This window comes from Gordonia sp. IEGM753 (assembly GCF_050321825.1).
Classification (GTDB): Bacteria; Pseudomonadota; Gammaproteobacteria; order Pseudomonadales; family Pseudomonadaceae; genus Aquipseudomonas.
In genome coordinates, this window is record NZ_JBNQGB010000002.1 from 104205 (window position 1) to 123979 (window position 19775).

Genomic DNA, 19775 nt, shown 5'->3' on the forward strand with positions numbered 1-19775 from the left:
GAAACCTCATCATGAAAGACTCAGGTTTCGCCGCGGCGCACGTCGGCATGCTGCTTTGGGCGGTGCTGATAGCCGCCTCTTTTCCAGCGGCTGCCCAGGTCAGCCAAGCCATCGACCCCATTCTGCTGACCGGTTTGCGGCTGCTGTTTTGCGCGCTGGTGTTTCTGCCGTTGCTGCTGTTGCAAGGCAACACCGCCAGCACTGTCCGAGGGCTGCTCAACCACGGCGTGCTCGGCTTATTGTTGGCGGTGTATTTCGGCTCATTGTTCGAGGCACTGCGTTACACCTCGGCCGTCAACACCGGGACGATGTTCACCCTCGTGCCATTATTGACGCTGCTGTTTGAAGCGCTGCTGATGCCCGACGCCAGCCTGAAGCAAAGGGTATTGCCGATGTTGATCGCCGCCGCAGGGGCGGTGTTGCTGGTGCTGAAAGGTGCGGGCCCTGGCGAAATGCCGTCGCTTTATGCGGTGTCGGTGTATGGCCTGGGCTGTCTGGCGATGGCGCTTTACTCACCGCTGAGCCAACGCTTCAAAAACCGCAGCCTCAAGGGGCGTGGACCCGTGGTCATGACCTTTTGGAACATGCTGTTCGGTGCGTTTTTCCTGCTGGTGTTGTCTGGCCTCAGTGGTGGCTGGCGATCGGCGTCGATGCTGACGGTGAATGATTTCTGCTGGCTGATCTACCTGGCGCTGTTCGCGACGTTGGCGACTTTCTGGCTGCTGCATCGGGCCATCGGCGTGATCGCTCCGTCGTCGGTTATTTCCTACATTTACCTGAGCACGTTATTCATCACACTGTTCCACTGGTTCTGGTTGGGGCAGTCGCCGTTGTTACTGGAAATCGTCGGTGCCGCGCTGGTGGCCATCGGCATGCTGGCGCTGTTGCTGTCCAGCCGTCGCACAGCTCCGGCCACCGCCGAAGGTTAATCCGGGCAAGGCATTCTCCTTCCGGCATTGTTTGGTTAGGATCACTCGCAGAATGTTGCGCACGGTCGGCGCAAGTAAAATTGCGAGACGCAGTGGATGCTCAACAGTAACGTGCTTCGAAAGCTCGACATGCAGGACCTGATGGTGTTCGTCGCGGTGTATCGACAAAACAACGTCAGCGCTGTGGCGGATACGCTCAACGTCAGCCAGTCGACAGTCAGTTACTGCCTGAAAAAACTGCGCGCAAGTTTCGAAGACGAACTGTTCATCAACACCCGCGCGGGGATGAGTCCGACCTGCAAGGCCAGTGGCATGTACCCCCATGTGCTGAACATCCTCGACAGCATCAATCTGTGTCACACCGCAGCGTCGGCGTTTGACCCGGCGTTGCAGCCCATCACTTTTAACCTGTGCGCCCCGGAATATTTCGAGCAGTTGATCCTGCCGCGTCTGTTGAAGCGCTTCGCTTTTGCCGACTGGCCGGTGATGGTCAACATGCACAAACTGGAAAGCGATATTCCGGCTGAAGCACTGCGTGACGGCAGCTTGGATCTGGTGATGTGTTTTGGCCCGGATTTTCATCGCAGCCACGGTGATTTCAAATCCCGGACGCTGCTGACAGATGATCTGGTGTGCGTCTTCGATAAACACACAGCCCCCGCGCAACCTCGCTTGAGCCTGCAAAGCTTCGTCGAACGCCGGCATGTATTCCCGACGCCGTGGAACTCAAGCACCAACATGGTCGACGGCTGGTTGACGCAACAAGGCCAAAAACGGCAGATCGTCGCGCGAGCCAACAGCTACAGCGCTGCGCTGAAGATGATCACTGGCACTGACTTCGTCGTGACCTTGCCCCGGCGCATTCAGCAGTTGCTGGCCAGTGAGGCAACGTTCCAGCAGTGCGAAGCGCCCAGTGGCTTGCCGGGTTTTACCCTCGACATGCAATGGACACATAACGTCGACAAGGACGAGGCCAATGGCTGGCTGCGCGAGCAAATCATCCAGGCCTGCGCCGAGCAGAACGCTGATTGAGATTACACGCCGATAGCGGTCTTGGCGTAGGACGCTCGGTCAATGTCGAGAATCTCCACACACAGTTGCACTTCAACGCCCGCCGGCCATTCGCACAGGTCCTGGACCACGGCCAGCAGGCTGTCGGACAACTGCTTTTTGATCTCCGGCGAACGACCGCTCAACAGCGCCAGGCTCACATACACAAATGCACGTTCACCCATGGCGGTGCCGACCTTGAAGGTCTCGACCTTCACCGCGCGGCTCTTGATATCAAATTCGGCAGCAAACTGACCGGAACCCACCAACGTATTGTTGAGCCGGATCAAGGCTACATCAGCATTCAAACCCGGCAGGTTGGCGGTGTATTCCATGTGCAGATGAGGCATGACGTGGCTCCAGAAAACGCGCGCAAGGAGCGCGCAAAGGCCGTAGGTATACCACACTGGCGTCGAACGTCCGGACGGCTATTTTCCGTGCACCGTTGAGGCCAGCGATTCGCGCAGCGCCAGGGTTTCCCAGGCAGCGACCAGTATCACCACCGCCGTGGTCAGCGCTCCCAGCAACAGTGCTGAAAACCATTGATTCAATGCCAGCGGCAATAACGCCATCAGCAGCGCGAGCCCGACCAAATGCGAAAGCGGCGGTAAAATCCGGTCTGCCATCACCCATTTGAACAGTGCATTGCCCAGCAGGAATAACCAGGGTCCGGCAATGATCGCGAGGATGCCAGCGTCGCTGGCGTGGTCGGGGTGCATCAGCACTAACTCATCGGCGACTGCACTGACAATCACGCCGGCAACGATCAGCACGTGCAAATAGGTGTAGGCAATCCGCGCCTGACGACCGGGATCGGTGGAATGGGCGATGCGATGGTGTGCACGCTCGGCGCCACTGTCGAAATACACCCACCACATGGCGATACTGCCCAGCACCGCCACCAGAAACGCCATCAACCCTTGCAGGCTCAAGGCCAACTCGGCGAACGTCGCACCGGTTACCAATAGCGATTCGCCGAGGGCAATAATCACAAACAGCCCGCAGCGTTCGGCCATGTGATTGCCTTCGACATTCCAGTCACTTAACGAAGAACGCCCAAGCCCCGGCACCCAGAAATACACTGACGGTGAAATCAACTCGATCAACAGGGCCAAGGCCCAACAGGCCAGCCGTTGATCGCCCGGCAAAAAAGCCCCGGCAATCCAGAACACGCCAGACAGCATCAGCCAGGCCAGAATGCGCTGAAAGTTACGGGTCATGCCCAGTGGCTCCCCGCGCACCGCCCACAGTGCGAACAGCGTGCGCCCGACCTGCATGAACACGAACGCCCCGGCGAACATCAGTCCGTGATCGGTAAAGGCCTTGGGTATCGATGAAGAGAGCAACAGGCCGGCGATCATCAGGCCGAACAGCCCGAGGCGAACGGGCAGTTTTTCCGGGTCGAGCCAGTTAGTGATCCACGACGTGAAGATCCAGACTCACCACACCGCGACCATCATCAACGCGACCTGAATCGCCCCGCCAATCGACAAATGCGCCAACAGCGAATGAGACAGTTGGGTGACGGCAAACACAAACACCAGATCGAAGAACAACTCGACCATGCCGACCTTACCGCTGTCTTGGCTGCCGCGCCCACGCAACAAGGAACGGGATAAGGCCATGTTTGATCTCCGGTTTTAAAGTGAACCCGCGCTCTGCAAATCGCCGTGACCGCGCTCGCTCATGAACGCTTCCAGGCGCGAGCGCAGCCAGCGTTCGGCCGGGTCGGTATCGACATGGCTCAGCCAGACCATGGACAGGTCAAGGGTTGGGGTCTTGAACGGGAACGGTTCCTTGAACAACATTCCAGACGCCGCCATCGCTTCGGCGGTGTAATCCGGCAGGCTGGCGATGAGGTCGGTTCCGGCCAGCAATGCAGGCAATGCGCTGTATTGCGGCACGGACAGCACAACATGGCGTTTGCGTCCGATCTCGGCCAGCCACTCATCGGCATAGCCACTGACATTGGCGGTGTGGGACACCAGCACGTGAGGGCGCGAGCAGTATTCGTCGAGGGTCAGCGGCGCATCGGCCACATCGGCGCGCAGGATGCTGGGCTGGATGTGCCGCAGCAATTTGCGCTTGGCATTGGCTGGCAAACCCCGGGTCTGGCTGATGCCGACCGTGATGTCGCCGGACGCCAGCAAATCGGGAATGCGCCAGTAATCGACATGCTGCACCACGAACACCACGGTCGGTGCCTCTTGGCGCAGAGCGCGCAGCAGCGGCGGCAACAGACCGAACTCGACATCATCGGACAAGCCGATGCGAAAGGTCATGGTGCTGCTGAGCGGGTCGAAATCGTGAGTCAGGCTCAGGGCCACCGACAGCGAATCCAGGGCCGGTGACAAGTGCTTGATGATTTCCTCGGCTCGCGCGGTGGGCTCCATGCGGTGCCCGACACGAATAAACAGGGGATCATTGAACATCGTTCGCAGGCGATTGAGCGCTGCACTGATGGTCGGCTGTCCCAGAAACAGCTTCTCGGCAACCCGCGTGACATTGCGTTCGAGCATCAATGTCTCGAACACCACCATCAGGTTGATGTCAGCCTTGCGCAGTTCATTGCGATTCATTCAATACCCCCATGCCCAAGACTCGGGGCCAGTTTAGAAAGGCATGGCGCGAGCGTCTACTGCGGCTTTGCAGCGGTTTTTTCAAACGATTCGAAACACATGCCGGGTAGCCAAACAAACCAGCTCCGCTACCCTGCGTCCGGCGCGCCAAACAGGTTGCGTAATGACCCACAGCATGGAGCGATTCGTATGTATTTCGAGATTTACAAGCAGTCCAAAGGCACCCCAAGTACCGGGCAAGGACAGTGGCGCTGGCGGTTAAAAGCAGGTAATCACGAGACGATCGCCAGTGGCGAGTCGTACATCAACAAGTCGGACTGCGTGCACGCCATCAACCTGATGAAAGGTACCGATGGTGAAACACCGGTGAAGGAGCTCTAAGGCCCGAGACAACAGTGCCGAAACTGTTCGATTGCAGCGAACAGCTTCGGCATGCCTTGCTTCATCGTGGCAAGGGGTACAACGCGTCATCAAATTGCGACAACCGCGGGAACACCATTGGCTGCTCGTCGCTTAAATGCTGCAAGCGCTGTTGGTAGCTCACCAGAAATGCCTTGCGCGCCTCGTCGCTGATGTACGGCACGTGCCAAGCGACAAATGGTTGCAGCACCTCAAAACCGACATACGCCAGCGTGCCGCGCAGAATCGGTCGCAGCATGTCTTCCAGCGGACCATGTATCGCCTCTTCGCCGAACATGTGCTCACGCCCGCCCAGGGTCACGGTTACCAGCGCTTTCTTGCCGCTCAGGCCGCCCTGATCGTAGAAACGCTTGCCGCCGTAACACACGCCCGACACCAGCACCCGATCAATCCAGCCCTTGAGAATTGCCGGGGTCGAGAACCAGAAAATCGGAAAATTCAAAATCAGCAGGTCGGCCCATAACAGCTTGTCGAGTTCCTGCTGGATGTCCGGCGCTAACGACTGCTTCTTGACGCCCAGGCGCTGCTCCAGCGCATACACCAGGTAATCCGGATTTTCCCGCGAAGAAAAATCATCGGCGCTGGCCACCGGGTTCCAGTTCATCGCGTACAAATCACTGATCTGCACCTCGTGCCCCTGCGCTTCGAGGGTTGTTACCGCTTGATCGCGCAATGCAGCGGTAAATGAATTCGGTTCCGGGTGAGCGTGGACAATCAATACTTTCATGACAATTCCTTAGACGTTTGCAAGCTTTGTGTTTGAAGTCGGCAACGCGCGTGCGGCCAATAACCGGTCGAGCCAGTCGGGGTCCATTTGCGGTTCGGATGAAAACAACAACCCGGTGTAATCCTGATGCGGTGGCGTGAAAATGACATCGCGTGAGCCGTGGTCGACCACCCTTCCGCGCTGCATCACCAGCACCTCGTCGGCAATCGCCCGCACCGTGGCCACATCGTGAGTGATGAACAGATAGGCAACGCCCAGTTGCTGCTGAATACGGTTGAGCAATTTCAGCACACCCTCGGCCACCAACTGATCCAGCGCCGACGTCACTTCATCACAGATGATCAATTGTGGGTCGGCAGCCAGTGCGCGAGCGATGCACACCCGTTGCTTTTGACCACCGGACAATTCACGCGGCTGGCGCTCCATGAAAGTTGCCGGGTCGAGCTCGATCATCTCCAGTAGCTCGGCCACTCGCGCCCGCATCGCCTTGCCTTTGAGGCCAAGGTAAAAGGTCAGCGGGCGACCGATAATGTCGACGATGCGCTGACGTGGGTTCAGTGCCGTATCCGGAATCTGGTAGATCATCTGGATGCGCCGCAATTGCTCTTTGCTGCGCCGACGAAAGTCCGCTGGCAACGCTTCGCCGTCATACAGCACCTGGCCCGAAGTCGGCGCCAGCAAACCGGTGATCAAACGTGCAGTCGAGCTTTTGCCACTGCCCGACTCACCGATGACCGCCAGCGTCTGGCCGCGATACAGGCGCAATGAAACGTCGTGCAGCACCGGTTGATGCCCGTAGCTGGCGCAACTCTGGCGCAGCTCCAACAATGGTTTTTCCTGTTGCGGACACGGCTTGGGTTCGGTGCGAAAACTGCGCACGGCCCACAGCGATTTGGTGTAGTCCTCCTGGGGATCACCGAGCATTTTGCGGGTCTCGGCCTCCTCGACCAATTTCCCATGGCGCAACACCATGATCCGGTCCGCCATTTGCGCGACCACCGCCAAATCGTGGCTGATGTAGATAGCGGCGCTGCCATACGTGGCGATCGCCTCACGAATGGCCGCCAGCACTTCAATTTGCGTGGTGACGTCGAGCGCGGTGGTCGGTTCGTCGAAGATGATCAAGTCGGGATGACAGGCCATTGCCATGGCAGTCATCACCCGCTGCAGTTGCCCGCCAGACACCTGATGCGGATAACGCTGGCCGATCTGCTCAGGATTCGGCAGGCGCAGAACGCGGTACAACTCAACCGCTTCGGCCATGGCTTGGGCACGGCTCATGCCACCGTTCTTGACCGCTGTTTCGACGTGTTGATCGATCAACCGATGCGCCGGGTTGAACGAAGCCGCAGCGCTTTGCGCCACGTAGGCGATGCGCAGCCCACGCAGTTTGCGCAGCGCATCAGGCTTTGCGCGCAGCAGGTCAATGCCATCGAACTGCACCGAGCCGCCGGTGATGCGGCAACCGTCGCGGGTGTAGCCCATCGCCGCCAACCCGAGCGTCGACTTGCCAGCACCCGACTCACCAATCAGCCCCAGGACTTCGCCACGTTGCAACGTCAGGTCGATGCCCTTGATCAGTGGATGCCAGGCGTCTTCGTAATGACCTTCGATGTGCAGATCACGTATTTCCAGCAACGGTTTTTCGTTATTGAGTGCGTTCATGTTCAGCATTCCTTGAGGCCGCTGGATGTATGCAGCATCCAGTCGACGACGAAATTGACGCTGACCGTAATCAACGCAACCGCCAGTGCCGGCAGCAATGGGCTGACGTCACCGAAGGTAATCAACACCGCATTATCGCGGACCATGCTGCCCCAATCGGCGGTGGGCGGCTGAATGCCCAAACCGAGAAATGACAGCGCGCTGATGAACAAAAACACGAAGCAAAAACGCAGGCCGAACTCGGCAATCAACGGCGCAGCCGCGTTGGGCAATACCTCACGCGTCACCAGCCACCACAAGCCTTCACCCCGCAGCCGCGCCGCTTCGACGAAGTCTTGCACCACTACGCTCATCGCCACCGCACGCGACAAACGAAACACCCGGGTCGCATCCAGCAGTGCGATCACCAGCACCAGCGACGTCGCCGTGGTGCCGACCACGCTGAGAATCAGCAAGGCGAAAATCAGTTGTGGAATCGCCATCAGAATATCCACGATCCGCGACAAACCCTGATCAATTGCCCCACCTTTGATGGCCGCGACCAACCCACTCAAGCCGCCCAGCAGAAACGCCAGCACCGTGGTCAGAAAGGCAATGCCCAAGGTATTTCGCGCCCCGTACACCAGACGACTGAACATGTCGCGACCGAGGTTATCGGTGCCCAATAGAAACTGACCGCTCCACGGCGCAAAGCCGTCGCCCACCACTTGGGTTTCGCCATACGGCGCCAACAGCGGGGCGAACAGCGCCACCAGAATGTAAAGAATGATCATCAACATGCCGAACTTCGCGCTCAGCGGCGCCCGTAATAATTGTTTGAGCAGGCTCATGTTCTACCCCTTCGGATGCATCAGGCGTGGATTGCTGGCGATGGACAGCACATCCGCCGTGGTATTGAGCAAGATGTACGTCGCGGCGAAAATCAGGCTGCACGCCTGCACCACCGGGATGTCGCGTTTTGCCACCGAGTCCACCAGCAATTGGCCAAGCCCCGGGTACACAAACACCACCTCGACCACCACCACGCCGACCACCAGGTAGGCCAGGTTCAGCGCCACCACGTTGACGATGGGCGCCAAGGCATTGGGCAAGGCGTGACGGAAGATAATCCGCGATGGGCTAATGCCTTTCAGCCGGGCCATTTCGATGTAGGGGCTGGCAAGCAGGTTGATCAACGAAGCACGCGTCATGCGCATCATCTGCGCGATGACCACCAGGCTCAGCGTGGCCACCGGCAGTACCGAGCGTTCCAGCACAGTGCCGAAGGAGGCATCAGGCGCCAGATTGGAAATGCTCGGGAACCAGTTGAGTTTTACCGCGAACACCAGGATCAAAATGTAGGCGACGAAAAACTCCGGGAACGACACCGCGCTGAGCGCCGTGGTATTGAGCAAACGATCAAACCAGCTGTTGCGATACAGCGCAGCCAACATCCCCAACAACAAGGCCAGCGGCACCGAAACCAATGCGGCTAACAGCGCCAGGCTGAAGGTATTGCCAAGGCGTGCGCCGACCAGTTCGGCAATCGGTCGCTGATTGGCCAGCGAGACGCCAAGATCCCCTTGCAGCAGGTTCCAGGCCCAGTGGCCGAAGCGGGTCAGCGGCGGCAGGTCCAGACCCAATTGAGCACGAAACGCGGCCACGGTTTCCGGGGTGGCGGATTGCCCCAGCATGGCTTGGGCGATGTCGCCGGGCAGCATGCCAACCGCCAGGAAGATAATGACCGATACCGCAAACAGCGATAACACACCCAGTGCCAAGCGCTGCAAGAGCAGCTTGAAAAGACTATTCATCGTGCGAATCCTTTAAATGGGCACGCTTGCGCAATGTACAAATTCCCAATGGGGGAGCGAGCCTGCTCGCGATGACGGCAGCGAATTCAATGTCGATGTCGACGGACAGATTGCTCTCGCGAGCAGGCTCGCTCCCACCATTGATTTTCACTGGTTCGCAGATTTTCAGGCCTGCCACCAGCGCTCGATCACGCGTAGCCCATCGAGTTCGCCATAGGGCGCGGTCTGTTCGCCGTGGGCGACCCGGTTCGAACGGGCGGCCACCGAACTGGCGAACAGCGGCACAATCGCCCCGCCATCGTCCCGGCACAGCGCCTGCATTTCGTTGTACATCTCACGACGCAGCGGGTCGTTCATTTCGCCACGGGCAGCGTTCAGCAGTTGATTGAAACGCGGGTTGTCCCAATGGGTTTCGTTCCAGGCCGCGCCCTTGGCGTAACCGATGCTGAACATGCGGTCGGCGGTCAGGCTGCTGTACCAAAAGGAGGTGGTGAAGGGTTGTTTCATCCAGACGTTGGAGAAGAACCCGTCCGCAGGCTCGCGCACCACGTCGATGTCGATGCCGGCCTGACGTGCCTGTTCCTTGAACAACACCGACGCATCCACGGCCCCGGCATAGGCCGCGTCCGAGGCTTGCAGCTTGACCTTGAAGGAGTCGACACCGGCCTGACGCAGATAAAAACGCGACTTGTCCGGGTCGTAGGTGCGTTGTTCCAGCGCGGTGTTGATGAAGCGGCTGCCGGGCTGGATCGGGTGATCGTTACCCACCAGGCCGTAGCCGTGCAGCACCGACGCGAGCAACGTTTCACGATTGATCGCGTGCTTCATCGCCATGCGGATGTTGTTGTCCTGGAACTGCTGGCTGTCGCACAGCATCGGGAACGTGTATTGCTGCGCGCCTTTGGTTTCTTCGATCACCAGGTTCGGATTACGCTTGAGCAGCGCGACGGTTTTCAAGTCGACCTTGTTGATCACGTCAACTTGCCCGGTCACCAGTGCATTGATCCGCGCGGCACCGTCGGCAATGGCAATCAGTTCGGCACTGGCAAAATGCGCCCGGCCCGGTTTCCAGTAATCGGGGCTGCGTTCCAGCCCCATGCGTACGCCTGGCTCGAAGTCCTTGAGGCGATAACCACCGGTGCCTACGCCGGCCTGCCAGTCCGATACGCCGTCCTTGGCGGGCATGATCACCAGATGATAATCGGCGACCACATAGGAGAAATCGGCGTTACCGGAGTGCAACTCAAACACCACGCTGTCGGTGCCTTGCGCGCTGACCTTAGCCACGTCGCCCAAGACTGTCTTCGCCGCCGAGGTCGATTTTTCGCCGAGATGATGCTGGATTGACGCGACCACATCGTCAGCGGTCAGCGTCTTGCCGTTGTGAAAAGTGACGCCCTGGCGCAGTTTGAAGGTCCAGATTCGCGCATCCGGCGTCGACTGCCAGCTCTCGGCCAATTCCGGAATGGCCGTGCCGTCCACGGCGATTTCGGTGAGGGTGTTATAGACCGCAGAAAACCCGACAAAGGTGAAGGTGTCGGCCCAGGAGCCTGGGTCTTTGGAATCGGTGGTGCTGCCGCCCGCCAGGCCAAGGCGCAACACGCCGCCCGGTTTTGGGGTGGCTTCCTGGGCGAAGGCACCCAACGGCAAGCCCATGGAAAACGCCCCGGCCACGGCTGCGGCAGCCGCGCTGTATTTAAGAAAATCACGACGCGCAAAATCATGGTTCGCTTGAGTAATCTTGTTTTTGTTATCGCTCATTGCATTGCCCCTGATCAACAGCAAAGAAAATAGTGAATTACCGTTTGAACCACGCAAAACACCGGGCACAGGCCCGGTGAGGAGATTTGCTGCTGGAGATCACACCTGGATCGCCTTCACTTCTACAAACTCATTGAGCCCTTCTTCACCCCATTCGCGACCGTTGCCCGATTGTTTGTAACCGCCGAACGGCGCTTGATAATTGAACGCCGCCCCGTTGAGAAAACACTGCCCGGCCCGCAGCTGACGACCGAGCTTCAGCGCGCGTTCAGTGCTACTGGCCCAGACACCGCTGGACAAACCGAACGGTGAGTCGTTGGCGAGTTGAATCGCTTGCGCTTCGTCGGCATAAGGAATCAGGCACAACACCGGGCCGAAAATTTCTTCCTGGGCGATGCGCATGCGGTTATCGACGTCAGCAAACAACGTCGGGCTGACGTAGAAACCGCGTTCGAATTCGCTTGCCGAATCACCGCCGCACACCAGCCGCGCGCCTTCCTGCTGGCCGACTTGAATGTAATCAAGCACCGTGCGGCGCTGGGCTGCCGAACACATCGGCCCGAGGAAACTGTGCGGGTCCAGCGGATCCCCCATGCGCAGGCTTTGCGTTTCGGCGATGGCCAGTTCCACGGCTTCGGCGTAGCGGCTGGCGGGCAGCAACATACGGGTCAATGCGGTGCAGGTCTGGCCGGAATTGATCATCACGTCTTGCACGCCGTAGCGCACAGCGGCGGCCAGGTCAGCGTCTTCAGCGATCAACAGCGGTGACTTGCCGCCCAGTTCCAGGCACACGCGCTTCACCGACGGTGCGGCCGCTTGCGCCACGCGAACGCCCGCGCCGGTGGAACCGGTGAACGACACCATGTCGACGTCCGGGTGCTTGGCCAGCGCTTCGCCCACTTTCGAACCCGGCCCGCTGACCAAGTTGAAGACACCGGCCGGCAAGCCGATGGTCTCGATCATCTGTGCCAGCAAAAATGCGTGCAGCGGGGTTTCCTGGCTCGGCTTGACCACCACCGTGCAACCGGCGGCCAGGGCCGGTGCGAGCTTGCCGATCAATTGGTGCAACGGGTAGTTCCACGGGTTGATGAACGCGCAAACGCCCACGGCTTCGCGAATCACCCATGAGTTGCCAACCTCGCGCACCTCGTCCATCAAACTGGCCAGCTCAACGTACTGCTCCAGGCCAATGATCGGGCCGTCGACTTGAACCGAACGCGACCACTGCACCGGCATGCCCAGTTCAGCGGTGATGACGCCGGCCATCTCGTCGGCCCTGGCGCGCAACTGCTCGGCGAGCGCGCGGATGTAACCGGCGCGCACGCTGGAAGGTGTGCGCGACCACGCGCTGAACGCCCGGCGCGCTGCATCCACCGCATGGTTGACATCACGCTCATCACCCAGCGGTACCGATCCTGCGACGGCTTCAGTGGCCGGGTTAATGACCTGGGCGATGCCTTGGCCCGACGGCGCTTGCCAACGGCCATCGATAAACAGTGTTGTGTAGTTATGCATGAATCCGTGACTCCATCAGTTCACTGGCACAACGGGCAATGCGCTGACAGGCATCGCGTAACGATTGCGCGCTCACCACCAGGCCCAAGCGGATATGCCCGGCAGCGCTCGGCCCAAAGGCTTCACCGGCAAGTACCGAGACGCCGTGGCGGTCGAGCAAGCGGTCGGCAAATTGGTGAGCGCTGAGCCCGGTTTCGCGGATATCGACCATCACGAACATTCCGCCGTCGGGTTTCAACGCGCGCACGCCCGGGCAATCGGCGAGGGTTTCGCACACCAGATCACGGCGTTGGCGGTAGGCTTCACGCATGGCGTCCAGCTCTGGCAATTGGCTGTCCAGTGCAACCACCGCAGCGTCCTGAATGAAATCCGGCGAGCCGTAGAGCATGCACAACGCCAGGTTTTCCAGGTGCTGCGAAAGCGATGTGGGCGCCACCACCCAGCCCACGCGCCAACCGGTCATGGCGTGGGATTTCGATAAGCTGTTGAGCGTGGCGGTACGTTCGGCCATGCCCGGCAAACTGGCAGGGCTGACGTGTTCGCCTTCAAACAACAATTCGCTGTAGACCTCATCGGAAATCAGCCACAGGTCATGAGCGATGCACAGGTCGGCCACCGCTTGCCACGTGCTGCGCGGCAGGCTCGCACCCGACGGGTTGTGCGGACTGTTGAGCGCCAGCGCACGAGTGCGCGGCGTGATGCGCGCAGCGATGTCTTCAGGCAATACCCGAAAACCGTTTTCGGAGCGCACTGGCACCGGAATCACCACCGCGCCGCAGGCACCAAACACCGCCTCGTAAGTGACGTACATCGGCTCGGCGACCAGCACTTCATCACCGGGGTTGAGCACACACTGCGCCACGCAGAACAACGCACACTGTGCCCCGGCGAGCACCGTCACCTCTTCCGCGGACACCTGTTGACCACTGCGTTGCCGGTGCCTTCTGGCGATGCCCTCACGCAAGGCGCGTTTGCCGCGGACTTCGGCGTAATGCGTATTGCCGTTGAGAAGGCTGTCGATGGCCGCTTGCACCACGGGCATCGGTGTATCGAAATCCGGATCGCCTACTGACAGCAGCAAAATGTCTTTGCCCTGTTCTTGCAGCGCCAGTGCGCGGTAATGGATGCCCCACGCGGCTGAGCCGTCGCCGGCGATTCGTTGAGTCAAATCGGAAAAGCGCATGACGTCAGCTCCTTAAAAAATGAAAGTCATTGAGCGCACGCATGCTTGAGTTCGATCAGGGTGACGCCGTTGCGTTTGAAGCCGTGGCGCAAATCGGTTTGCAACTCGGCCAGGCTTTGCGGCTGGGTGACGGTGCAACCGAATGCACGCCCCAACGCTGCGAAATCCGGGTTGCGCGGCAGCACGCCGATCGGCTCGATATCCAGCCCCAGCATGTCGTCGCGAATTTGCCCCAGCGCATCGTTGTTCCACAGCAACACCACCAGCGGGCTGTCCAGTTCCTCGACCGCCGTTGCCAACTCTTGCGCGGTGTAGAGAAAACCGCCGTCGCCCACCAACACCAAACCCGGGCGCTGCGGGGCACCGAATTTGGCGCCGATGCCGGCCGGCAATCCGTAGCCGAGGGTGCCGTAACCGGTCGGGTGCAACCAGCTACGAGGCGCCAGACTGTTGAAGGCGTAGTTGCCGGTGTAAGCCAGTTGCGTCATGTCGGTGCTGATGAACGCGTTGTTTGGCAACTCGGCGGCGATGCGTTCAAGAATGGCCTGGTGAATCGCCTGCAACGGGCCGTGGCTGGCCGCCACCGCTTCGCGCAATTTGACGACTGCGGCAATCGCGGCACTGGCATCGCGCGCGCCTGGTGCCAGGCGCTCCAGCAACGCGGCAAGGGTCTGTTGCGCGTCGCCATGCAGCGCCACCGCGCAGGGGTAAAAGTCGTTGAACTTGCGCGGATCAATGTCCACGCGCAACAGTTCGGCATTCAGCGGCAAGCGCTCGCGCCAAAAATCGGTGTCGGCCATTTCCGTACCGATCGCCAACACCACGTCGGCTTCAGCAATCAGGTTCCAACCGGGTTCGATGCACAAGCTCGAGCCCGCATTAAGCGGTGCATCCGGCGGCAACAGGCCTTTGCCGGCGACACTGGTGAACAGCGGCGCCGCCAAGCGAGTGCTCATCTGCTGCAATTCCTGCTGCGCGTTCAGGGCACCGCCACCGGCGATGATCATCGGGCGCTTGGCGCCTTGCAGCTTCGCCACCGCCTCATCAATTGCCGTCGTAGAGGCCGCGCCACGACCTGGGCGACGCACCACTTCATTGCTCCAGTCACGGGCGACCTGTGCCGACAGCACATCCAGCGGCACCGAGATGTGCACCGGACGCGGACGCTCGCTGTCGAACACGGCGTAGGCACGGGCGATCAGTTCGGGGAGGTCTTCAGCACTCAGTGCCACCGCTGAAAACGCGGTGATCGGCGCAGTCATGGCGCGCTGATCCTGAGTTTCGTGCAGGCAACCCCAGCCCTTGCCGAGGCTGGCGGTATGGTTGACGCTGGAAATGACCAGCATCGGAATCGAGTCGGCATACGCCTGACCAATGCCGGTCGCGGCATTGGTCACGCCGGGGCCGGTAATGATGAAGCACACGCCCGGTTTACCGCTGACACGTGCGTAGCCATCGGCCATGAAACTGGCGCCTTGTTCGTGGCGGGTCAGTACATGGCGAATGCCGCTGCCGGGCAGGCCGCGATACAACTCCAGCGTGTGCACGCCGGGAATGCCAAACACGGTGTCGACGCCGTAATTTGCCAGCAAGCGCACCAATGCCTGGCCGCCGGTCAATGTCGTGGTTTGCATGTTCACATCCTCACTCGTGGCCAAGGCGAATCAACGCATCGACCGCAGTCGTGCCGTGGGCACCGACCAACAATGGATTCACATCGAGTTCCAACAGGTGTGCGGCGTTCTCGCAGGCGTAGTCGGCCACTGCGCGAACGGCCGTGACCAATGCCTCAAGGTCCGCCGCTTCACGACCGCGAAAACCTTGGAGTAATGGCGCACTGCGCAAGCTCAACAATGCCGCGCGAATCGCACCGTCAGTGGTCGGCAGCAGCAGGTTGCGACTGTCCTTGAGCAGTTCCACCAGAATGCCGCCGGCACCGATGACCAGCGCCAGGCCAAAGTCGTTTTCGCGCTTGATGCCCACGATCAATTCAGCCAGCGGCGGCGTGGCCATCGGTTCCAGCAGCACGCGGTCGAACGGCACTTGCGGCGCGTAATCGGCAATGCTCGCGCGCATCTTTTCCAGTGCTGCGGTCAGCGCTGCGCCATCCTTCAGGTTCAACGCCACAGCGCCCGCTTCGGTCTTGTGCGGCAGGTGTGAGCTGACCGCTTTAAGCACCAACGGGTAACCCAGCGCATTGGCGTCACTCAGTGCTGTTTGCGGTGTGCTCAATACACCGTTAGGCGTTGGCAGACCAAATGCGCGCAAGGCCTTTTTCGAGTCCCACTCATTGAGCAACTGACCTTCATCAGCCAACGCCTGTGGACAAATCGGCACCAGCGCCGACTCGCCCAACGCCAGCAGCGCTTGACGATTGCGTTGGTAACCGGCAATTCGGCCCCACGCGGCCAAGCCATCTTCCACGCCTTGCAACGCCGCTACACCTTGCTCGTGCAGACGCTCACGGGCATGGAACGGCAGCAGTTCGGGAAAGGCTGAAGTGACAAAACCGGTCTTGCCGTGACGCACCAGCGCCGCACAATACAGCTCCAGCAACAGGTCGCATTCCTTGCGCTCGCCTGTCGATTCGCTCGGGTAATCAAGCACCAGCATCGCCGCATCGGCCTCGGTGCGCAGGGCGCTGTCGAGCATGCGGTTCAAGGCTTCACCGTCGCCCCAAATGGCCGTGGTGAAATCCAGCGGGTTGACCAGGTTGGCGTATGTCGGCAGCACCTGTGTCAGCTCTTGCACCTGACTTTCATCAAGTGCGGGCAGGGTCAAATCGTTGCGTTCGGCGTAGTCGGCAATCAAACCGGCGTCGCCACCGGAACAGGCCAGCGCGATCAGGCTATTGCCTGCTGGCAGTTTTCCGCACGCGGCAGCCTTGAGGGTTTCGACGAAGCTCACCGGACCACTGACGCGGATCACGCCGAGGCGCGCAAACAGGCTGTCGTACAGCGCATCGGAACCGGACAGCGAACTGGTGTGACTGAGCGCCAGCTCGGCGCCAATTTGCGAGACGCCGGTTTTCAGCGCGATGATCGGGATGCCTTTCTCCAGCGCCTTGTGCGCGGCGCGGGCAAAACCCGGCACGTTTTTCAGGCCTTCAAGGTGCAAACCGATGGCGGTGACGCGTGGCTCATCGAGCAACACGTCCATCAATTCAGCGACGCCCAGTTGCGCCTGATTGCCAACCGAAGCCATGTACGCCACCGGCAACGAGCGGTCGCTCATCGACAGGTTGTAGGCGAAGTTGCCGCTCTGGGTCAGCACCGCGACGCCCTTCTCCACCGGTTTGCCGCCATGCGCCACCGGCCACAACGCCGAGCTGTGCAGGTAGTCGAGCAAGCCGTAGCAGTTAGGCCCGAGCAAGGCCATGTTGCCCGCGGCCTTGAGCAATTGTTGCTGCAAGGCCTGGCCTTCGGCGCCGCTTTCAGCGAAGCCCGAGGCGTAGCAAATCGCCCCGCCAGCACCCTTGGCGGCCAGTTCGCCGACGCAGGTCAGTGTCAGTTCGCGGTTGGTGGCGACGAACACAGCGTCCGGCCCGCAAGGCAGATCGGCAATGCTGCGCACGCACGGCACGCCTTCAAGCGTGTCGTGCTGCGGATTGACCAGCCACATCTGCCCAAGGTAGCCACCGTCGGCGCAACGCTTGAGCGCTCGGGCCATGCTGCGGCCACCGACAAATGCCACATGACGGGGGGCGAGCATGCGTTTGAGGTTGTCACGAATAGTCTGCGACATGAGTTTTCTCCAGGCCAATCAGCGCAACAGTGGCCGCAGCAGCTCGCGGGAAATAATGTGCCGCTGGATCTCCGAGGTGCCTTCCCACACGCGCTCGATCCGCGCGTTGCGCCAGATGCGTTCCACCGGGCATTCGTCCATCAGGCCCATCCCGCCAAAGATCTGCACGGCCTCATCAGCGACCTTGCCCAGCACTTCGCTGGCAAACAGTTTGGCCATGCCGGCCTCGCCATCGGTCATAGAGCCCTGGTCCATTTTCCATGCCGTGTGCAGGGTCAGCAGTTCAGCCGCACGGATCTGCGTGACCATGTCCGCCAGCTTGAAAGAGATGCCCTGATAGGTGCCGATTGGCTGGCCGAATTGTTTGCGGTCCGCCGCCCATTGCAGCGACACATCCAGCGCACGCTGTGCCTGACCGACGCAGTTGGCAGCGACCATCACCCGCCCGGCAGTCAGCCAGGCGTTGGCCACGTCCCAACCTTTACCGACTTCGCCCAAGACCTTGGCCGCAGGCACACGGCAGTCGTCGAAAAACATCTCAAAGGTGTGATAACCACGGTTGCTCACGCACTTGGGACCACGGCGAATGGTCATGCCGGGCGTGTCGCGATCCACCAGGAACGAGGTCACGGCGTTACGTTTTTTGCCGTTGTGTTCGTACGTGTCGGTGACCGCGAACACGATGGCGAAATCGGCATGCCCGGCATGGCTGATGAAGTGCTTGCTGCCGTTCAGAATGAAGTCATCACCATCGCGCACAGCACGGGTCTTGATTGCATTGGCGTCTGAGCCGGCTCCCGGTTCGGTCAGTGCGAAACAATCAATTTTTTCGCCCTGGATGCACGGCAACAGGTAGTCGTTAATCTGCTCGCCGGTGCAGGCCATGAGGATTTTCGACGGCCGTGCGACGAACACGTGCAGCGCCCAGGAGACCTTCGACAGCTCGCGTTCGATCAGCGCCTGAGACAGGTAATCGAGGCCGCCACCGCCCACTTCTTCAGGCATGTTGAAGGCATAGAAACCTGCAGCGATGGCTTTGCCGCGAATCTGCGCTGCCAATTCAGGCGAGACTTCATCGGCGCGATCGACCGCTTCTTCATGGGGCAGCAGTTCCTTGGCGACAAAGCTGCGGACCGCTTCCACCAACATTTCTTGTTCTTGGGTCAGTTGGAAATTCATGGTGCTACCTGTTGTTCATTCACGGGTTAAAGGTGCGAGGCTGAAGTGGGCTTATTTGCCGACGAACTGTGCCGGGCGTTTTTCTATGGCGGCACGTAACGCTTCAGCGCCGTCCTCGCTGCGACCACACAGCAGGCCTGCCGCCAGTTCGGCCTGCAATTGCTCCGGCAGGCTGCGCTGAGCACCTTCACGCATCAGTTTTTTGGTTTGGGCAAATGCGAACGTCGGGCCGTTGGCCAGGCGTGTCGCCAATTCACCGGCCACGTCCAGCAGTTGCTCATCGGCGCAGACTTCACCGACCAGGCCGGTAGCCAAGGCACGGTCCGCGCCCCACAACTCGTCGAGGAACAACAGACGCTTGGCTTGTTCGGTGCCGATCAGGCGGGGCAAATGCCAACTGGCGCCGGCGTCCGGCGAGTAAGCCATGCTGGTGTAACCGGCCTTGAACCGCGCCGATTGGCCCGCAACACGCAGGTCGCAGCACAGCGTCAAATCCATCCCTGCCCCCACAGCGGTGCCATTGATGGCGGCGATGGTCGGTTTTTCCAGGCTGAATAAACGGCTCATCAAGGCGTGAGCGGTTTCGGTCCAGCCGTAGCTTTCCAATGCACCGCGCGCTTCGGCGTCGGCCCACTCGGCGAGGTCGGCACCGGCGCAAAAGCTGCGGCCGCTGCCAGTCAAAACAACGACACGAACCGCGGGATCGGCGTTGAAGTCATCAAGCAGGGTGTGAAGATTTTTCAGCGTAGGAATGTCCAGCGCGTTGCGCTGGGCCGTGCGGTTGAGCGTGATCCAGGCAACGCCTGCTTCGACCTGACTGAGCAGAGAAGGTTGAGTAGTCATGCGGGTCCCCGAATTGTTGTGTTTGGCTTGAGGTGATGCGACTGAGGCCATACTAAACGAGTGTTCAGCAAGCCGGCAATCGGAGATTTGCATGGGTGTAACAGAGTGTGTTTTTGTTTAAATTATTGATTTTTATAGGTTTATTATTTTTTACTCGAATTCGAGGAGAGTGTTGTTACAACTTTGAACAACTGGGCGAAGGGTTTTTACGCGGACGGGGGATTGCGTTAAGCCGTGGGATTTTGGGCGCCACACGGAACTGTAGGAAACCGGCTTGCCGGTGATGGTGTTCTGGGAATCGCCATCGCTGGCAAGCCAGTCTCCTACAGGGGTTGCGTTACGCCGTGGGATTTTGGGCGTCACACGGATCTGTAGGAAACCGGCTTG

The 19775-nt window shown here is 60.1% G+C and carries 17 protein-coding genes and 1 pseudogene; 3 read left to right on the forward strand and 15 right to left on the reverse strand.

Annotation, left to right across the window (positions count from 1 at the left end):
- Window positions 1-11 precede the first annotated feature (11 nt).
- Both ACQR3R_RS13365 and ACQR3R_RS13370 read left to right on the forward strand, forming a co-directional pair.
- Window positions 12-929 carry an EamA family transporter gene (locus ACQR3R_RS13365; protein ID WP_428272775.1) on the forward strand — a complete coding sequence of 306 codons (918 nt, stop codon included), beginning with the start codon at window positions 12-14 and terminating at the stop codon, window positions 927-929.
- Between the two features lie 96 nt (window positions 930-1025).
- On the forward strand, window positions 1026-1961 hold the full coding sequence (locus ACQR3R_RS13370; protein ID WP_428272776.1) for a LysR substrate-binding domain-containing protein: 936 nt from the start codon (window positions 1026-1028) through the stop codon (window positions 1959-1961).
- Between the two features lie 2 nt (window positions 1962-1963).
- Here ACQR3R_RS13370 and ACQR3R_RS13375 read toward each other — a convergent pair whose 3' ends face one another.
- From ACQR3R_RS13375 to ACQR3R_RS13385, 3 genes and pseudogenes are all read right to left on the reverse strand, one after another.
- Window positions 1964-2329, reverse strand: a complete 366-nt coding sequence (locus ACQR3R_RS13375) for a 5-carboxymethyl-2-hydroxymuconate Delta-isomerase (protein ID WP_428272777.1) — start codon at window positions 2327-2329, stop codon at window positions 1964-1966.
- 78 nt (window positions 2330-2407) lie between these two features.
- Window positions 2408-3604, reverse strand: a pseudogene (locus ACQR3R_RS13380) (low temperature requirement protein A).
- 15 nt (window positions 3605-3619) lie between these two features.
- Window positions 3620-4558: a LysR substrate-binding domain-containing protein gene (locus ACQR3R_RS13385; protein ID WP_428272778.1), complete on the reverse strand. Its 939-nt coding sequence runs from the start codon at window positions 4556-4558 to the stop codon at window positions 3620-3622.
- A 189-nt stretch (window positions 4559-4747) separates the two neighbouring features.
- Between ACQR3R_RS13385 and ACQR3R_RS13390 the strand changes: the two genes are divergently transcribed.
- Entirely contained in the window at window positions 4748-4939 is a 192-nt protein-coding gene (locus ACQR3R_RS13390) for a DUF1508 domain-containing protein (RefSeq protein ID WP_428272779.1), read from the forward strand.
- Between the two features lie 61 nt (window positions 4940-5000).
- Here ACQR3R_RS13390 and ACQR3R_RS13395 read toward each other — a convergent pair whose 3' ends face one another.
- The 12 genes from ACQR3R_RS13395 to ACQR3R_RS13450 all read right to left on the reverse strand — a co-directional run.
- The gene (locus tag ACQR3R_RS13395; protein ID WP_428272780.1) at window positions 5001-5705 is read right to left on the reverse strand and encodes an NAD(P)H-dependent oxidoreductase; all 705 of its coding nucleotides are present in this window, start codon (window positions 5703-5705) and stop codon (window positions 5001-5003) included.
- A gap of 9 nt (window positions 5706-5714) precedes the next feature.
- On the reverse strand, window positions 5715-7370 hold the full coding sequence (locus ACQR3R_RS13400) for a nickel ABC transporter ATP-binding protein NikE (RefSeq protein ID WP_428272781.1): 1656 nt from the start codon (window positions 7368-7370) through the stop codon (window positions 5715-5717).
- A 2-nt stretch (window positions 7371-7372) separates the two neighbouring features.
- Entirely contained in the window at window positions 7373-8200 is an 828-nt protein-coding gene (locus ACQR3R_RS13405) for an ABC transporter permease subunit (protein WP_428272782.1), read from the reverse strand.
- A gap of 3 nt (window positions 8201-8203) precedes the next feature.
- Window positions 8204-9163 carry an ABC transporter permease subunit gene (locus tag ACQR3R_RS13410; protein WP_428272783.1) on the reverse strand — a complete coding sequence of 320 codons (960 nt, stop codon included), beginning with the start codon at window positions 9161-9163 and terminating at the stop codon, window positions 8204-8206.
- A 165-nt stretch (window positions 9164-9328) separates the two neighbouring features.
- Window positions 9329-10924, reverse strand: a complete 1596-nt coding sequence (locus ACQR3R_RS13415; protein WP_428272784.1) for an ABC transporter substrate-binding protein — start codon at window positions 10922-10924, stop codon at window positions 9329-9331.
- A gap of 99 nt (window positions 10925-11023) precedes the next feature.
- The gene (locus tag ACQR3R_RS13420) at window positions 11024-12439 is read right to left on the reverse strand and encodes an aldehyde dehydrogenase family protein (protein WP_428272785.1); all 1416 of its coding nucleotides are present in this window, start codon (window positions 12437-12439) and stop codon (window positions 11024-11026) included.
- Window positions 12432-13622: an aminotransferase class I/II-fold pyridoxal phosphate-dependent enzyme gene (locus tag ACQR3R_RS13425; RefSeq protein WP_428272786.1), complete on the reverse strand. Its 1191-nt coding sequence runs from the start codon at window positions 13620-13622 to the stop codon at window positions 12432-12434. The genes ACQR3R_RS13420 and ACQR3R_RS13425 overlap by 8 nt, the downstream gene beginning before the upstream one ends.
- Window positions 13623-13648: 26 nt before the next feature.
- Entirely contained in the window at window positions 13649-15256 is a 1608-nt protein-coding gene (locus ACQR3R_RS13430) for a 5-guanidino-2-oxopentanoate decarboxylase (RefSeq protein ID WP_428272787.1), read from the reverse strand.
- A 10-nt stretch (window positions 15257-15266) separates the two neighbouring features.
- Entirely contained in the window at window positions 15267-17366 is a 2100-nt protein-coding gene (locus ACQR3R_RS13435; RefSeq protein WP_428272788.1) for an acetate--CoA ligase family protein, read from the reverse strand.
- An 18-nt stretch (window positions 17367-17384) separates the two neighbouring features.
- Window positions 17385-18545, reverse strand: coding sequence for an acyl-CoA dehydrogenase family protein (locus tag ACQR3R_RS13440; protein WP_428272789.1), 1161 nt, complete (start codon window positions 18543-18545; stop codon window positions 17385-17387).
- Window positions 18546-18596: 51 nt separating this feature from the next.
- Window positions 18597-19388, reverse strand: coding sequence for an enoyl-CoA hydratase-related protein (locus tag ACQR3R_RS13445; RefSeq protein WP_428272790.1), 792 nt, complete (start codon window positions 19386-19388; stop codon window positions 18597-18599).
- Between the two features lie 150 nt (window positions 19389-19538).
- A partial coding sequence (locus ACQR3R_RS13450; protein ID WP_428272791.1) for a hypothetical protein occupies window positions 19539-19775 on the reverse strand: 237 nt, incomplete at its 5' end.

Bases quoted from the DNA above. Each gene is read 5' to 3' on its own strand.
- ACQR3R_RS13365 (WP_428272775.1), top strand. From the start codon at position 12: ATGAAAGACTCAGGTTTCGCCGCGGCGCACGTCGGCATGCTGCTTTGG.
- ACQR3R_RS13370 (WP_428272776.1), top strand. From the start codon at position 1,026: ATGCTCAACAGTAACGTGCTTCGAAAGCTCGACATGCAGGACCTGATG.
- ACQR3R_RS13375 (WP_428272777.1), bottom strand. From the start codon at position 2,329: ATGCCTCATCTGCACATGGAATACACCGCCAACCTGCCGGGTTTGAAT.
- ACQR3R_RS13385 (WP_428272778.1), bottom strand. From the start codon at position 4,558: ATGAATCGCAATGAACTGCGCAAGGCTGACATCAACCTGATGGTGGTG.
- ACQR3R_RS13390 (WP_428272779.1), top strand. From the start codon at position 4,748: ATGTATTTCGAGATTTACAAGCAGTCCAAAGGCACCCCAAGTACCGGG.
- ACQR3R_RS13395 (WP_428272780.1), bottom strand. From the start codon at position 5,705: ATGAAAGTATTGATTGTCCACGCTCACCCGGAACCGAATTCATTTACC.
- ACQR3R_RS13400 (WP_428272781.1), bottom strand. From the start codon at position 7,370: ATGAACGCACTCAATAACGAAAAACCGTTGCTGGAAATACGTGATCTG.
- ACQR3R_RS13405 (WP_428272782.1), bottom strand. From the start codon at position 8,200: ATGAGCCTGCTCAAACAATTATTACGGGCGCCGCTGAGCGCGAAGTTC.
- ACQR3R_RS13410 (WP_428272783.1), bottom strand. From the start codon at position 9,163: ATGAATAGTCTTTTCAAGCTGCTCTTGCAGCGCTTGGCACTGGGTGTG.
- ACQR3R_RS13415 (WP_428272784.1), bottom strand. From the start codon at position 10,924: ATGAGCGATAACAAAAACAAGATTACTCAAGCGAACCATGATTTTGCG.
- ACQR3R_RS13420 (WP_428272785.1), bottom strand. From the start codon at position 12,439: ATGCATAACTACACAACACTGTTTATCGATGGCCGTTGGCAAGCGCCG.
- ACQR3R_RS13425 (WP_428272786.1), bottom strand. From the start codon at position 13,622: ATGCGCTTTTCCGATTTGACTCAACGAATCGCCGGCGACGGCTCAGCC.
- ACQR3R_RS13430 (WP_428272787.1), bottom strand. From the start codon at position 15,256: ATGCAAACCACGACATTGACCGGCGGCCAGGCATTGGTGCGCTTGCTG.
- ACQR3R_RS13435 (WP_428272788.1), bottom strand. From the start codon at position 17,366: ATGTCGCAGACTATTCGTGACAACCTCAAACGCATGCTCGCCCCCCGT.
- ACQR3R_RS13440 (WP_428272789.1), bottom strand. From the start codon at position 18,545: ATGAATTTCCAACTGACCCAAGAACAAGAAATGTTGGTGGAAGCGGTC.
- ACQR3R_RS13445 (WP_428272790.1), bottom strand. From the start codon at position 19,388: ATGACTACTCAACCTTCTCTGCTCAGTCAGGTCGAAGCAGGCGTTGCC.